This is a genomic window from Actinomadura mexicana, assembly GCF_900188105.1.
Lineage (GTDB): Bacteria > Actinomycetota > Actinomycetes > Streptosporangiales > Streptosporangiaceae > Spirillospora > Spirillospora mexicana.
Map to the genome: position 1 here is coordinate 186,596 of NZ_FZNP01000006.1, position 14,264 is coordinate 200,859.

Sequence of the window (14,264 nt, forward strand, 5' to 3'; positions counted from 1 at the left end):
CCGTCAGTGTGGTGACCTAGTGGCACAGAGGGGGGACGTGATGGACGAGCGCGAGTTCCTGGCCGAGCGGTTCGAGGGGCACCGCACGCATCTGAAGGCGGTCGCCTACCGGATGCTGGGCTCGCTCGCGGAGGCCGACGACGCCGTCCAGGAGGCCTGGTTCAAGCTCAGCCGCTCCAACGCGGACGACATCGAGAACCTGGGCGGCTGGCTGACGACCGTCGTGGGCCGGGTGTGCCTGGACATGCTGCGCTCGCGCACGTCCCGCCGCGAGGACCCGCTGGAGGAGCGCCTGCCCGACCCGGTCGTCAGTGCCGCCGGCCCCGACCCCGAGCACGAGGCGCTGGTGGCCGACTCGGTCGGGCTCGCGCTCCTGGTGGTCCTGCAGTCCCTCACCCCGGCCGAGCGGCTGGCCTTCGTCCTGCACGACACGTTCGGGGTGCCGTTCGAGGACATCGCGCCCATCGTCGGACGTTCCCCGGCCGCCGCCCGCCAGCTGGCCAGCCGCGCCCGCCGGCGGGTGCGCGGGACGGCGCCGGTTCCCGACCGCGACCCGGCCCGCCAGCGCGCTGTCGTCGACGCCTTCAACGCCGCGGCCAACGGCGGCGACTTCGAGGCGCTCGTCGCCGTCCTCGACCCGGACGTGGTGCTGCGCGCCGACGTCGGCGCCATCCCCGGCGGCTGGACGCAGGTCGTCGGCGCCGAGAACGTCGCCGGGCAGGCCATCAGGTTCCGCAGGACGGCGCAGGGCCAGATCCTGCACGCCCTGGTCAACGGGACCGCCGGGATCGTCTGGTTCGAGGACGGGCGTCCGCAGTCCGTCCTGGCCTTCACGGTCGCGGACGGCAGGGTCACCACGATCGACATCCTCGCCGACCCCGACCGCCTCGCCGCCCTCGACCTCGTCTACCCCGGCTGAGTCAGGGTGGCGGGGAGGGCCGAGGCGGTGAGGGTCGTCATGCCCTTCAGGGCGTTGAGGACCGTGGGGTGCGGGGCCGCGTGGACGGTCGGGAGGATCGGATCGTCCGGGTAGGCCAGGGCGTCGGCGGAGGCCGAGAAGCGCACGCCCGGGTCGCGGGGGTCGAGGCGGACCCACCGGTCGTCGACGAGGGCGGCGGCCAGGCAGTGGACGAAGCCGGGGCGCTGCTGGTAGCACAGGCCCGCCTGGACGCCGCCCGCGCGCAGGAGGGCGACGTAGGCGTGGGACTGGGCGAAGCACAGGCCGGTGCGCTGTTCGAGGACGTCGGAGGCCCGCCACGGGACGCGGGTGTCGCCGGTGTCCATGGAGTGCGGGATCAGGTCGCGGACGTGGTCGAACGCCGCGCGGGCGTAGGCGATGTCGTCGCCGGTGCGCAGCTCCGAGGCGATCGACTGGACGAGCGGGTGCTCGAAGTCGATCGCCTCGGACGCGGCGAGGTAGTCCCAGGGCTCGGCGTCGAAGTCCATCACAGGCCGAGGAGCGCCTCGATGCCGACCGTGAGGCGGTCGAGCTCGGGGAGCTTGCGGACGGCCAGCAGGACCCCGGGCATGAACGACTCGCGGTTCATCGAGTCGTGCCGGATGGTGAACAGCTCGCCGTGCCCGCCGAGGACCACCTCCTGGTGGGCGACGGCGCCGGACATGCGGACGGCGTGCACGCGGACGCCGTCCACGTCGGCGCCGCGGGCGCCCTCGACCCCGGAGGTGGTGGCGTCCGGGGACGGGGCCACGCCCGCCTCGGCGCGGGCGGCGGCGACCAGCTCGGCGGTGCGGTAGGCGGTGCCGGACGGGGCGTCCGCCTTGTTCGGGTGATGCGTCTCGACGATCTCGACGGACTCGAAGAACGGGGCCGCCCTCTGCGCGAAGTGCATCATCAGCACCGCGCCGATCCCGAAGTTCGGGGCGATGAGCACGTTCCCGGACGACTCGTCGGTCAGCCAGGAGCGGACCGTGTCGAGCCGGGACGGGTCGAAGCCGGTGGTGCCGACGACGGCGTGCAGGCCGCGCTCGACGCACCACCGGAGGTTGTCCATGACGACGCCGGGGTGGGTGAAGTCGACGACGACCTCGGCGGCGGTCAGCGCGTCGAGCGCGTCGCCCTGGTCGACGGCGGCGACGAGCTCCATGTCGTCGGCTCCCTGCACGGCGCGGCACACCTCGGCGCCCATCCGGCCCTGCGCGCCCAGCACCCCGACCTTTGTCACGTGTTCCTCCCGGTTGACGTCGCCCGAGCCTATCGTCAGAAGCGCTTGCCCAGCTCGCGCGCCTCGGCGTGCGCGGAGCGGCGCCCGGTTTCGGCGTCGGCGGTGGCGAGGTTCGGGCGGAACTCGGCGGCGCTGATGTCGGTGATCCCCGTCCAGCGCAGCCAGCCCTCGAGGAACGGGGCCTGGTGGTCGCGGCCGAACGCGGGCCCGCGGTGCTCCCCGTAGACGGCGCTGGTGTAGACGACGGCGGCCTTCTTGCCCCGCAGCAGGCCGCTGTAGCCCTTCTCGGGGTCGAAGCGGAACACCCAGCCGGGCTGCGAGACGACGTCGATGAACTGCTTGAGGACGTAGGGGACGCTGGAGTTCCACATCGGGACGCTGAACAGGTAGCGGTCGTAGGAGTCGTAGCGCTCGAAGACCTCCCGGGCGGCCCGCCATGCGGCGGCCTCGCCACCGGACGGTTCGTTCCCCGCGAGCACGGTCATCTTGGCGCCGGCCCCGGCGGGACCGAACACGGGAAGTCCTGCCTCCCACAGGTCGAGGTGGTCGACGGCGTCGCCGTGGGTCTCGCGGTAGGCCTCCAGGAACGCTTCGGCCATCGCCAGCGACTCGGACGCGGCGCCTCGCGGGGATGCGGAGATGTGCAGCAGACGGGACATGAGGGTCCTCTCACCCGAAAATACGGACCAAGGTCCGCTTACTCCTTCGGAGGTTAGCGGACCCTGGTCCGTTTAACAAGTCAGCGGATCGTCAGGCTCCGAACTCGCGGTCCCCCACCGGGCCGATCACGGTGAGGGCCTGCGGGCCCGCCAGCACGTCGCGGGCGACGGCGCGGACGTCGTCGGGCGTGACGGCCTCGATGCGCGCCAGTACCTCGTCCACGCGCAGCAGCGACTCGTAGACCAGTTCGCTCTTGCCGATGCGGCTCATCCGGGATCCGGTGTCCTCCAGGCCGAGGACCATGGCGCCGCGCAGCTGGCCCTTGCCGCGTTCCAGTTCCTCGTCGTCGAGGCCGTCGACGGCCTTGGCCAGCTCGTCCCGGCAGATCGACAGGACCTCCTCGGCCTTGGCGGGCTGGCAGCCCGCGTAGACGCCGAAGACGCCGGAGTCGGCGTACTGGGCCGTGTAGCTGTAGACGGAGTACGCCAGGCCGCGCTTCTCGCGGATCTCCTGGAAGAGGCGGGACGACATGCCGCCGCCGAGCGCCGCGTTCAGCACGCCGAGCGCGAACCGGCGGTCGTCGGTGCGGGACGTGCCCGCGCCGCCGAGGATGATGTGCGCCTGCTCGGTGTCCTTGTCGATCACCACGCTGCGCGGGTCCAGGGGGACGGGCGCGCCGTCCAGCCGGGGCGCGGCGGGCGTGGCGTCGCCGTGCAGGTGCTCGGCGAACGCCTGCGACACCAGCCGGACCACCTCGTCGTGGTCGATGTTGCCCGCCACCGACACCACCAGGTTGGACGGGACGTAGTGCTGCCGGTAGTAGCCGTGGATCCGGTCCCGGGACAGCGCGTTGATCGACTCCTCGGTGCCGAGGATGGGACGCCCGAGCGGGGTGTCGCCGTACAGCGCCGTGGCGAACTCGTCGTGGATCAGGTCGCCCGGGTCGTCGTCGCGCATGTGGATCTCTTCGAGGATCACGCCGCGCTCGGCCTCGACGTCCTCGGGCCGGTTCACCGACGCCGCCACCATGTCGGAGACCACGTCCACCGCGAGGGGCAGGTCGGAGTCCAGGACCCGCGCGTAGTAGCAGGTGTACTCCTTGGCGGTGAACGCGTTGAGATCGCCGCCGACCGCGTCGACCGCGGCGGAGATCTCCAGCGCCGACCGCCGCCGGGTGCCCTTGAACAGCACGTGCTCCAGGTAGTGGCTGGCACCGGCGTCGGCGGGGGCCTCGTCGCGGGAGCCGACCGCCGCCCAGATGCCGAACGCCGCGGAGCGCACGGTCGGCATCGTCTCGGTGATGACCCGCAGCCCGCCGGGCAGGACCGTGCGGCGGACCGCCCCGGCGCCGTCGGTGTGGATCGTGGTGGTGGTGCCGGGCTCCTGCGCCCTCGCCGGCAGGGTCACGTGTCGCTCACATTCCGTTCAGGGGAAAGCGACCGGCCGGCCGTCCCGCAGCTCTCGTCGCGCTGCGGGCCCGGCCGGCCGGTCATGGCCTGGATCAGGAGTTGCGCTGGCCGGCGTCGTCGTCCGCCCCGCGGCGGGTGCGGCGGCGCCGCGGACCGCGCCGGTCGCCGTCGTCGCGGCGCTCCCGGCGCTCGCCGGAGTCGCCGTCACCGTCGGCGGACGCCGGGGCGGGCTCGTCGCCGCCGTCCTCCTCGGCCTTCCCGGCGGACTCGCGCTCGACCACCTCGACCGGCACCAGCGACAGCTTGCCGCGCTGGTCGATCTCGGTGACCTCGACCTGGATCTTCTCGCCGACGCCCATGACGTCCTCGACGTTCTCGATCCGGGCGCCGCCGTGCAGCTTGCGGATCTGCGAGACGTGCAGCAGGCCGTCCTTGCCGGGCAGCAGCGACACGAACGCGCCGAACGTCGTGGTCTTGACGACGGTGCCGAGGAATCGCTCGCCGACCTCCGGCATGTGCGGGTTGGCGATCGAGTTGATCGCCTGCCGCGCGGCCTCGGCGGACGGCCCGTCGGTGGCGCCGACGTAGATGGTGCCGTCGTCCTCGATCGTGATGTCGGCGCCGGTGTCGTCCTGGATCGAGTTGATCATCTTGCCCTTGGGGCCGATGACCTCGCCGATCTTGTCGACCGGAACCTTGATCGTGATGATCCGCGGCGCGTTCGGGCTCATCTCGGCGGGCGCCTCGATGGCCTCCTGCATGACGTCCAGGATCGCCAGGCGGGCGCCCTTGGCCTGCTTCAGCGCGGCGGCCAGCACCGAGGCCGGGATGCCGTCGAGCTTGGTGTCCAGCTGCAGCGCCGTGATCAGGTCACGGGTGCCGGCGACCTTGAAGTCCATGTCGCCGAAGGCGTCCTCGGCACCGAGGATGTCGGTCAGCGTGACGTACTCGTCGCCATCGTTGATCAGGCCCATCGCGATGCCCGCCACCATCTGCCGGAGCGGGACGCCCGCGTCCAGCAGCGACATGGTGGACGCGCACACCGACCCCATCGAGGTGGAGCCGTTGGAGCTGAGCGCCTCCGACACCTGCCGGATCGCGTACGGGAACTCCTCGCGGGAGGGCAGCACCGGGATCAGGGCGCGCTCGGCGAGGGCGCCGTGGCCGATCTCGCGGCGCTTCGGGGAGCCGACCCGGCCGGTCTCGCCGGTGGAGTACGGCGGGAAGTTGTAGTTGTGCATGTAGCGCTTGGTGCGCTCGGGGTTCAGCGTGTCGATCGTCTGCTCCATGCGGAGCATGTTCAGCGTCGTCACACCGAGGATCTGCGTCTCGCCGCGCTCGAACAGCGCCGAACCGTGCACGCGCGGGACGACGTGCGCCTCGGCGGTCAGCTGGCGGATGTCCTTCAGGCCGCGGCCGTCGATGCGCAGCCCGTCGCGGATCACCCGCTCGCGGACCAGCTTCTTGGTGACGGCGCGGTAGGCGGCGGAGATCTCCTTCTCGCGCCCCTCGAACCGCTCGGCGAGCTTCTCGGCGGCGGCCGCCTTGATCTCGTCGAGCCGGGACTCGCGCTCCTGCTTGCCGGCGATGGTCAGCGCCTGCGCCAGGTCCTCGCTCACGGCGTCGGTGACGGCGTCGAGCACGTCGTCCTGGTAGTCCAGGAAGATCGGGTACTCGGCGGTCTCCTTCGCGGCGACGGCCGCGAGGTCGCTCTGCGCCTTGCACAGCGCCTTGATGAACGGCTTGGCCGCCTCGAGGCCCTCGGCGACGGTCTCCTCGGTCGGCGCGGTCGCGCCCTCGCCGACGAGCTTGATGGTGTCGCGGGTGGACTCCGCCTCCACCATCATGATCGCGACATCGCCGTCGGCCAGCACCCGGCCGGCCACGACCATGTCGAAGGTCGCGCGCTCCAGCTCGGGGTGGGTCGGGAAGCCGACCCACTGGCCGTCGATCAGCGCGACGCGGACGCCGCCGATCGGGCCGGAGAACGGCAGGCCCGCCAGCTGCGTGGACATCGAGGCGGCGTTGATCGCCACGACGTCGTACAGGTGGTCGGGGTGCAGCGCCATGATCGTCTCGACGACCTGGATCTCGTTGCGCAGGCCCTTGGTGAACGACGGGCGCAGCGGCCGGTCGATCAGCCGGCAGGTCAGGATGGCGTCCTCGGACGGACGCCCCTCGCGGCGGAAGAACGAGCCGGGGATGCGCCCGGCGGCGTACATCCGCTCCTCGACGTCCACGGTCAGCGGGAAGAAGTCCAGGTTGTCCTTGGGCTTCTTGGACGCGGTGGTCGCCGACAGCACCATCGTCTCGTCGTCGAGGTAGGCGACGGCGGAGCCGGCCGCCTGCCGGGCCAGCCGGCCGGTCTCGAAGCGGATGGTGCGGGTGCCGAACGTGCCGTTGTCGATAACGGCTTCGGTGGTCTGCGCACCGTCGATGCGCACGGCTTCTGTCACGGGAAACCTCCTCATGGGTTCCATGTCGGTCCTCGCGGCCGTTTCCCGTTGGCTGTCACGCTGCCGGTCTTCGATCGAAGCACCCGGATCGAGAGCGCCGCCGACGAGGCGGAACGGATCCGGAAGCCACTACCGAGGACCGGCCCGCACCAGCGGTGTCCGCGAGGCTTGTCTGAAATTGGGGCCGGGGCCGGGCGGGCCCGCCGGCCGTAAAAGGAAGGGAGTGGCCCGGCGGACCACTCCCTCACCCTGCTAGCGCCGCAGCCCGAGTCGCTCGATCAGCTGCCGGTAGCGGTTGATGTCCTTGTTCGCGAGGTACTTCAGGAGCCGGCGACGACGGCCGACCAGCAGCAGCAGACCGCGGCGGCTGTGGTGGTCGTGCTTGTGCTCCTTCAGGTGCTCGGTCAGATCGTTGATACGGCGCGTCAGCAGCGCGACCTGGACCTCCGGCGATCCGGTGTCACCCTCAGTGGTCGCGTACTCGGCGATGATCTGGTTCTTCGTGGCGGTGTCGAGCGACACGTGGCTCCTTCGATGGATTCGTCACCCGCAGATCCAGGCCCGGTGGGCGCACGGGTCCGCATGGTGCGTGTTAAGAGGGTGGCGGGCCGCATGAGGGTGCAGCCAGCCGCGCCGGGGCCCTTCCCGGCGACTATTCACCGTACCATGCCGCAAAGCCACCCCGTCACGTTGCGAGAACCGCCGTTGTCGCAGGGTACGCGGCGGACGGAGGGGCTCAGCCGGAGGTGATCTCGCGGGCGCGGGCCACGTCCCGGTGCATCTCCTCGATCAGCGCGTCGATGGAGTCGAACTTCACCGTGTCGCGGATGCGGGCGGTGAAGTCGACGGCCATGTGCTCGCCGTAGAGGTCGAGGTCGTCGCGGTCCAAAGCGTAGGCCTCGACGGTCCGCTCCCCCGCGCCCTCGAAGGTCGGGTTGGTCCCGATGGAGATCGCCGCCGGCCAGCGGAACGCGGGGTAGCGGTCGGAGTCGCAGACCAGCCAGCCGCCGTAGACCCCGTCCGCCGGGATCTCCGTGTGCGGCAGCGTCTCCAGGTTGGCGGTGGGGAACCCGAGCGCGCGGCCCCGCTGGTGGCCGCGCACGACGACGCCCTCGACGCGGTGCGGGCGGCCGAGCGCGTGCGCGGCGGCCTCGACGTCGCCCGCGTCCAGGCGTCCCCTGATGTAGGTGGACGAGATCGTGTCGCCGTCGGCGACCAGCGGCATGCCCTCGGCCGTGAAGTCGTACTTCTCGCCGAGCTCCCGCAGCAGCGCCACGTCCCCCTTGGCCCTGTGCCCGAACCGGAAGTCCTCACCGACGATCACGTGGGCGGCGTGCAGCCGGTCGACCAGCACCGACTGGACGAACTCGTCCGGCGGCACCTTCGACAGCTCCAGCGTGAAGGGCACGACCACGACGGCGTCGGTGCCGAGGCCCTCCAGCAACTCGACGCGGCGCCTGGTCGTGGCGAGCAGCGGCGGATGCGTACCGGGCCGGACGACCTCGTCCGGATGCGGGTCGAACGTGATGACCACCGAGCGCAGCCCGCGGCGGCGCGCCTCCTCGGCGGCGGCCCCCACGATCCGCTGGTGGCCGCGGTGCACGCCGTCGAACACCCCGATGGTGATCACCGAACGGCCCCAGTCTGCGGGAACCTCGTCGAGGCCATTCCAGCGCCGCACCATGCTCTCCCTGCGTAGGACGTTCCCGTCAGGTACTTCTTGCCGTCCTCAAGAGTGCCATGCGGGTGCCGGGTTGGTCGCACCCAGGGGGCATGGTGTGCGCACACGCCCCCCGGCGCGGGCCGGCGGACGGTCTCAGCCGGACTGGTACACGATCAGGGACACCGCGATGTACTGCAGGATGTAGGCCGCCAGCGTGCAGGCGTGGAACACCTCGTGGAACCCGAACCAGCTCGGGAACGGGTCGGGTCGGCGCAGCCCGTACACCACTCCCCCGACGCTGTAGCAGATCCCGCCGCTCGCGACCAGGAGGCAGGCGGCCAGGCCCGCCCCGGACAGGAACTGCGGCAGGAACAGCACCGCCACCCAGCCCAGCACGATGTAGAGGGTGACGTAGAGGGTGCGGGGAGCGCCGATCCAGGTCGTCCGGAAGACGACCCCGGCGACGGCCCCGGTCCACACGATGGCGAGGACGGCCACGCGCACGCCGCCGTCCAGCGCCAGCACCGCGAACGGCGTGTACGTCCCGGCGATGATCAGATAGATGTTGGCGTGGTCGAAGCGCCGCAGCACCTCGATCAGCCGGTGCGACTGCTGCCGGTGGTACGTCCCCGAGATCCCGAACAGCATCCCCGAGGTCGCCACGTACACCGCCGACGCCAGCCGCGCCTGCGGGCTCGGGCCGAGCGCCACCAGCACGAGCCCCGCGACGAGCACCGCGGGGAACGCGCCGAGGTGCAGCCAGCCGCGCAGCCGCGGCCGGGTGGGGGATGCCACCGGGGCATCGTCGTTCACCGTGGTCACGGACACCTCCTCACGAACCTACGCCTACGTAGGTTACGCGACCGTAGGTTGACGGCGCATCCGTTTCGTCCCGTGATACTCGCCACGGACCGCACCGCGCGCGCCCCCGGTCAGGAGACGAACACCGCGAGGGACTTGGCGACCGGGCCCCGCTCCTCGACGAGCGCGAGCAGCGTCCCGTCCGGCGCGAAGACGCCCACCGGCCCGGGCCCGAGACCGACCGCCGGGAGCCGCCCGCCGTGCGCGACCTTGCGGGCGTCGTCCTCGGACACGTCACGGCGGGGGAACACCGCCGCGACGGCCTCGGCCATCGGCAGGATCTCCAGCTTCTCGCCGAGCCGGTCGAGCGTGCGCGCCACCGACAGGTCGTAGGGTCCGACGCGGGTGCGGCGCAGCGCGGTCAGATGGCCGCCGCAGCCGAGCGAGGCGCCGAGGTCGCGGGCCAGCGCCCGGATGTAGGTCCCCGACGAGCAGGACACCGAGGCGTCCACGTCGATCAGGGCGCCGTGCCGCCGGACGTCCAGGACGGCGAACTCCTCCACGGTCACCGGGCGGGCGGCGAGCTCCACCTCCTCGCCCTTGCGGGCCATCTTGTAGGCACGCTCCCCGTTCACCTTGATCGCACTGACCTGTGGCGGGACCTGCTGGATCGTCCCGGTCAGCTCCGCGACGCCGGCCCGCAGCGCCTCCTCGGTGACGGCCTCGGCGGACGCGGTCGCGATGGTCTCGCCCTCCGCGTCGTCGGTGTTGGTCGACTCGCCCAGGCGGATCGTGGCGTCGTAGCCCTTGCGGGTCAGCGCGAGATGCCCGAGCAGCCGGGTGGCCTTGCCGATCCCGAGGACGAGCACGCCGGTCGCCATCGGGTCCAGCGTGCCCGCGTGCCCGACCCGCCGGGTCTGCGCCAGTCGCCGCATCTTGCCCACGACGTCGTGCGACGTCCAGCCGGCGGGCTTGTCCACGATGACGAGTCCCGAATCCATGCTCTAGCTTCACCTCGAAGACGGCGGGCGGACGGAGGACGGCGATTCTAGCCGCCCCTTCGCCCCCGCAGGTTCTCCGCACAGCCCGGCGCCACGCGGCGAGGAGCCCGCTCTGTGCCCTTTTCCCTTGTGAAGCACGCCTCGCCGCGGTCTACTGCGGCTCCGAGCCGTACGTCACCCGGCGAGGTCAGATCATGAGCACAGGGCCGGCCGAGCACAGCGTCTTCCATGCTCCGGGCGCTCCGGTTCGGGTCCATGGGCGGATGGAACCGGAGAGCATCGGCTCCCTCCTGCACGAGTCCGTGCACGAGCCGTCGCTGACGCTGTGCTCGCTCGACGCCTTCGCCCGGTACGCCGGGCCCGTGGGAGCCGCCGCCCTCGACGCCCTCCTCACCCTCGGCGCCCTGGACGAGATCATCGATTCGGTCCGGGCCGACCGCGGGCTGGTCATCCGGATCACCGTCGCCGCCCTGTGGCTCGACCGGGGCCAGGTTCCCGGGGCCCGGCCCGACTGGCACATCGACCGGGCCGGCGCCATCACCGGGGCGGGTGCGCGGGAACGCTACGACACCTCCGACCTCACGCGCCGGCGCAGCTTCGCGCTGGTCAGCCTGTTCAGCCCGGAGGAGCCGGCCCCGCCCGGAGCGCCGGACGCGAGCACCGAGTTCGCCGTGGCACCTGGCGGCCTCCCGCTTCCGGGCGGATGGGCCCGGAGCCGGGACGTGGCCGAACACATCCGGACATGGCTGTCGGCCGGCCGGTCCTGCGCTCCCTGCGGCGATGGGCGCGCCGTCTCCTTCGGAGCCCGGGCGGTGCACCGGCCCGGCGCGGCTCCCGTGCCGGGCTGGCGCATCCTGGTACGGGCCGGTGCCTACCAGTCGGATCCTCCGATGTCGCCATACGAAGAGCGCATACCCGCGTGCAACCCGTTCTGCCGGAGGACGGGTCCCGGCTTCTGGCTGAGGCCGGTCGGCACCAGGGAGAGGGCGACGCCGATGCGAAGCTGGTCCGTTCGCGCGGGCGACGACGCGGCGGTCGAAGAACTGTTCGCCAGGCGCTCGCTCCGCCCGGCACCGGCACCGGCCACCGCTGCGATCACCCGGATCCGCGATGCGTGCGCGTAGGAGGCGCGGCGAGGAACACGCCACCGCGTTCCTCCTGGAGGAACTCCACAACGCCGAGGCGGAGTTCCGCAGGCTCCGGGCCGAGGGCCACGCCCGGATGACCGGCTTCCTGACCCTGGTGGGCGCCACCCTCGGTCTCGTCGCGGCGCTCAGCGGCGCCAAGGGGCTCGGCTCCGACGCCCTGCTCCGGGTGGTGCTCGCCGCCGCGCTGTTCATCGCGGTCGTCGGCACCAACGCCTACATCGGCCTGGTCGTCCGGGACATCGGCACCGACGCCTGCGCACGCGCCGCCGCGCGGATCCGGCGCTACTTCGTGACCGAGTACCCCCACCTCGCCCCGCATGTGAGCTGGCGTCACACCGACGCCCCCTCGACCTGGATGACGCGGCCGCGCAGCGTCAACCGGCGCCAGATCGGCTTGATCACCGCGGCGGCGTACGGTGGAGCCGCCGCGGCGGCGGTCCGCACGGCCTTCCAGCCGGACGGCGCCGTCACGGCGGGGGTGGGCCTGGCCACGGCCGCCGTGGCCTGGCCGCTGCTGCTCCGGTGGGCGCGGCGCCGCATGAAGGACGTGGCCGACCGGGCCCGTCGGGAACAGCGGTTCGACTGACCACGTCCCGGAACCCGCCCGGTCAGGGGGCAGTGATCAGGGGGCAGTGGTCAGCGGGCAGTGGTCAGGGGGCAGTGGTCAGCGGGCAGTGGTCAGGGGGCAGGGGGCAGCAGGGCGCGCAGGCGGTCGAGCGCCTCGTCGACCGGCCCTCCCCAGACGAAGCCCGCCATCTCGCGGTGACCGCCGCCGTCGAGCGCCGCGCACACCCGGCTCAGGTCGATGTGGCCCTTGGACCGGGCTGAGAAGTACCAGCGGCCGTCGTCGAGCTCCTTGCACACGACGGCGACCTCCGCCTCATCGGTCCGGCGCAGCTGGTCGATGATGCCTTCGAGCTGCTCGTAAGGCAGGCCGCGCCGGTCCTCACGGGCGATCGCCGTCCAGACCAGGCCGCGGCCGCCGGCGGCGTCGCGCTCCAGCCGGGCCCGTGCCAGCGCGCCCGCGAGGACCCGCAGGTAGTCGAACGGGGCCCGGTCCCACAGCTCCCGGCTGACCGTCTCCGGCCGGACGCCCGCCGTCAGCAGCCGCCCGGCCAGGTCGTGGACCTCGGGAGTGGTGGAGGGGTACTTGAACGAGCCGGTGTCGCTGGCGAGCCCCGCGTACAGGCCCTGGGCGATGTCGCGGTCGAGCGGCACACCGAGCCTGCGGATCAACTCCTCGACCAGCACCGCCGTGGCGGCGGCGTCCGGGTCGACCAGCCGCACTCCGCCGAACCCGGTGTTGGACGCGTGGTGGTCGATGACGATCAGGGCGCCGGCCCGGTCCGCGGCTCCCGCGAGCGAGCCGAGGCGCGCCCGGCCCGCCGCGTCCAGCGAGATCATCAGCTTGGGGGCGCGCGGCATCCGGGCCGGCTCGACCAGCATCTCCTGGCCCGGGAGGAACCGCAGGATCGCCGGGACGGCGAACGGCTCCCCGAACGAGGCCAGGCAGCGCTTGCCGCACGTGCGCAGCGCCTGCGCGAGCGCCAGCATCGAGCCGAGCGCATCGCCGTCGGGGACCACGTGGCAGGCGAGGCAGATCTCGCCGGCCTCGCGGATCAGCTCGACCGCGCGGTCCCAGTCGAGCTCGGCGGGCGCCCCGCCGGGCCCGGACGGCAGCCCGGGCCGGGACGGCAGCCCGGGCCGGGACGGCAGCCCGGGCCGGGACGGCAGCCCGGGCCGGGACGGTGTGCCGAGTTCGGACGGCACGCCCGCCTCGGACGGACCGCCGGGCTGGGACTCGGGCGGCACGCCGGACGCGGCCATCGCACCGGGCTCGGCATGCCCGTCGGACCTGGGCGGCCTGCCGGGCCCGGAGAGCGCGACCTGTCCGGACAGTACGCACGGCGCGGAGGGCGCGCCCGGCTCGGCGCGGGCCGTGGTCTCGGCCGGGCCGTTCACGATGACGGGCGTCCGGGACGGCCGTCCTCACCGTCCCCCGCGGCGCCGCGCCCGTCGAAGCCGGGCTCGTCCTCGTCGTCCTCGTCGAGGTCGTCGTCCTCGTCCTCGGCGGAGCCGGGCTCGCGGTAGGGGTTGGCGTCCCCCGCGGGGGAGGCGCCCTGCGCGGCCCGCGCGACCTCGGCGTCCCTGGCGCGGGCCTGGGCCAGCAGGTCGTCGATGTGCGCCGCGTTCTCCATCAGGGAGTCCATCACGAAGGTGATGCTGGGCGTGTGGCGGACGCCCGTCTTCCTGCCCACCTCCGACCGGATCACGCCCTTGGCGCTCTCCAGCGCGGCGGCCGTCTCGGCGCGCTCGCCGTCCGACCCGTACACCGTGTAGTACACGGTCGCGTCGCGCAGGTCATTGGTGATGCGGGTGTCCGTCACGGTCACGAAGCCGAGCCGCGGATCCTTGATCCGCCTCTCCAGCATCTCGGCGACGATCTGCTGGATGCGGTCGGCGAGCTTGCGCGCCCGAGCTGCGTCCACCATGATCGCACTCCCTTTCTATGGTCTGAGCGGGAAGGTCGGTTCCCGCTCCTTCATTGTGGGGCGGCGCCCGCGCGCCCGTCAGTCCTCGCCGCTGTACAGGCGCTGCCGGGCGGACAGCAGTTCGATCTCCGGCCGTCCGGCCACGAGCCGCTCGCACTGGTCGAGGACCTCGGTGCAGTTGGCCGCCGTGCCCGACACCACCGCCACTCCGATCTCCGCCCTGCGGTGGAGGTCGTTGTCGCCGGTCTCGGCGACGGCCACCGCCGGGAAGCGCTTCTGCACCTCGGCGATGACGGGACGCAGGACGGACCGCTTCTGCTTCAGCGAGCGGACGTCCCCGAGCAGCAGGTCGAGCGTCAGCGCACCCACGTACACCTGGTCGATCACCCCGGAGTCATCAGAGAGGGAACGACGGAGGTCATCCGCCGCGTTCCCAGCCTTTCCGGCGGAC

At 72.5% G+C, this 14,264-nt stretch carries 15 protein-coding genes; 3 read left to right on the plus strand and 12 right to left on the minus strand.

The features are described from left to right. Positions 1 to 40: 40 nt before the first annotated feature. Complete coding sequence (locus CHC11_RS17275; RefSeq protein WP_089312771.1) at positions 41 to 919, plus strand: sigma-70 family RNA polymerase sigma factor; 879 nt, start codon at positions 41 to 43, stop codon at positions 917 to 919. Here CHC11_RS17275 and CHC11_RS17280 read toward each other — a convergent pair. The 9 genes from CHC11_RS17280 to truB form a co-directional block, all read right to left on the minus strand. Next, entirely contained in the window at positions 907 to 1,446 is a 540-nt protein-coding gene (locus CHC11_RS17280; protein ID WP_089312772.1) for a transglutaminase-like domain-containing protein, read from the minus strand. The two genes, CHC11_RS17275 and CHC11_RS17280, sit on opposite strands and share 13 nt — an antisense overlap. Next, positions 1,446 to 2,183: a 4-hydroxy-tetrahydrodipicolinate reductase gene (dapB, locus tag CHC11_RS17285; RefSeq protein ID WP_089312773.1), complete on the minus strand. Its 738-nt coding sequence runs from the start codon at positions 2,181 to 2,183 to the stop codon at positions 1,446 to 1,448. The genes CHC11_RS17280 and dapB overlap by 1 nt, the downstream gene beginning before the upstream one ends. A 35-nt stretch (positions 2,184 to 2,218) precedes the next feature. After that, entirely contained in the window at positions 2,219 to 2,842 is a 624-nt protein-coding gene (locus CHC11_RS17290; protein ID WP_089312774.1) for an FMN-dependent NADH-azoreductase, read from the minus strand. A gap of 91 nt (positions 2,843 to 2,933) precedes the next feature. Then, on the minus strand, positions 2,934 to 4,250 hold the full coding sequence (locus tag CHC11_RS17295; protein ID WP_089312775.1) for a M16 family metallopeptidase: 1,317 nt from the start codon (positions 4,248 to 4,250) through the stop codon (positions 2,934 to 2,936). Positions 4,251 to 4,344: 94 nt separating this feature from the next. Further along, positions 4,345 to 6,708: a polyribonucleotide nucleotidyltransferase gene (locus CHC11_RS17300; protein WP_425427327.1), complete on the minus strand. Its 2,364-nt coding sequence runs from the start codon at positions 6,706 to 6,708 to the stop codon at positions 4,345 to 4,347. 252 nt (positions 6,709 to 6,960) lie between these two features. Beyond that, positions 6,961 to 7,230, minus strand: a complete 270-nt coding sequence (gene rpsO / locus CHC11_RS17305) for a 30S ribosomal protein S15 (protein ID WP_067792110.1) — start codon at positions 7,228 to 7,230, stop codon at positions 6,961 to 6,963. Between the two features lie 214 nt (positions 7,231 to 7,444). Beyond that, entirely contained in the window at positions 7,445 to 8,389 is a 945-nt protein-coding gene (locus tag CHC11_RS17310; protein ID WP_089313021.1) for a bifunctional riboflavin kinase/FAD synthetase, read from the minus strand. A gap of 135 nt (positions 8,390 to 8,524) precedes the next feature. Next, positions 8,525 to 9,193, minus strand: a complete 669-nt coding sequence (gene trhA, locus CHC11_RS17315; RefSeq protein ID WP_245919339.1) for a PAQR family membrane homeostasis protein TrhA — start codon at positions 9,191 to 9,193, stop codon at positions 8,525 to 8,527. A 110-nt stretch (positions 9,194 to 9,303) separates the two neighbouring features. Beyond that, complete coding sequence (truB, locus tag CHC11_RS17320; protein WP_089312776.1) at positions 9,304 to 10,173, minus strand: tRNA pseudouridine(55) synthase TruB; 870 nt, start codon at positions 10,171 to 10,173, stop codon at positions 9,304 to 9,306. Positions 10,174 to 10,367: 194 nt separating this feature from the next. On the opposite strand from truB, the gene CHC11_RS17325 reads away from it, so the two are divergent. Continuing rightward, positions 10,368 to 11,297 carry a hypothetical protein gene (locus CHC11_RS17325; RefSeq protein WP_143227129.1) on the plus strand — a complete coding sequence of 310 codons (930 nt, stop codon included), beginning with the start codon at positions 10,368 to 10,370 and terminating at the stop codon, positions 11,295 to 11,297. Then, positions 11,284 to 11,907: a hypothetical protein gene (locus tag CHC11_RS17330; RefSeq protein WP_089312778.1), complete on the plus strand. Its 624-nt coding sequence runs from the start codon at positions 11,284 to 11,286 to the stop codon at positions 11,905 to 11,907. Before CHC11_RS17325 ends, CHC11_RS17330 begins: the two co-directional genes overlap by 14 nt. 92 nt (positions 11,908 to 11,999) lie before the next feature. On the opposite strand, the gene CHC11_RS17335 is transcribed toward CHC11_RS17330, so the two are convergent. The 3 genes from CHC11_RS17335 to CHC11_RS17345 all read right to left on the minus strand — a co-directional run bounded on the left by CHC11_RS17335 (position 12,000) and on the right by CHC11_RS17345 (position 14,200). Then, a complete protein-coding gene (locus CHC11_RS17335) occupies positions 12,000 to 13,283 on the minus strand; it encodes a DHH family phosphoesterase (RefSeq protein WP_245919341.1) in 1,284 nt (427 codons plus the stop codon). After that, positions 13,280 to 13,813 (minus strand): 30S ribosome-binding factor RbfA, encoded by a 534-nt coding sequence (rbfA, locus tag CHC11_RS17340; protein ID WP_089312779.1) that lies wholly within the window; start codon positions 13,811 to 13,813, stop codon positions 13,280 to 13,282. The genes CHC11_RS17335 and rbfA overlap by 4 nt, the downstream gene beginning before the upstream one ends. A gap of 78 nt (positions 13,814 to 13,891) precedes the next feature. Continuing rightward, positions 13,892 to 14,200, minus strand: coding sequence for a DUF503 domain-containing protein (locus CHC11_RS17345; RefSeq protein ID WP_245919343.1), 309 nt, complete (start codon positions 14,198 to 14,200; stop codon positions 13,892 to 13,894). Between the last annotated feature and the right edge of the window lie 64 nt (positions 14,201 to 14,264).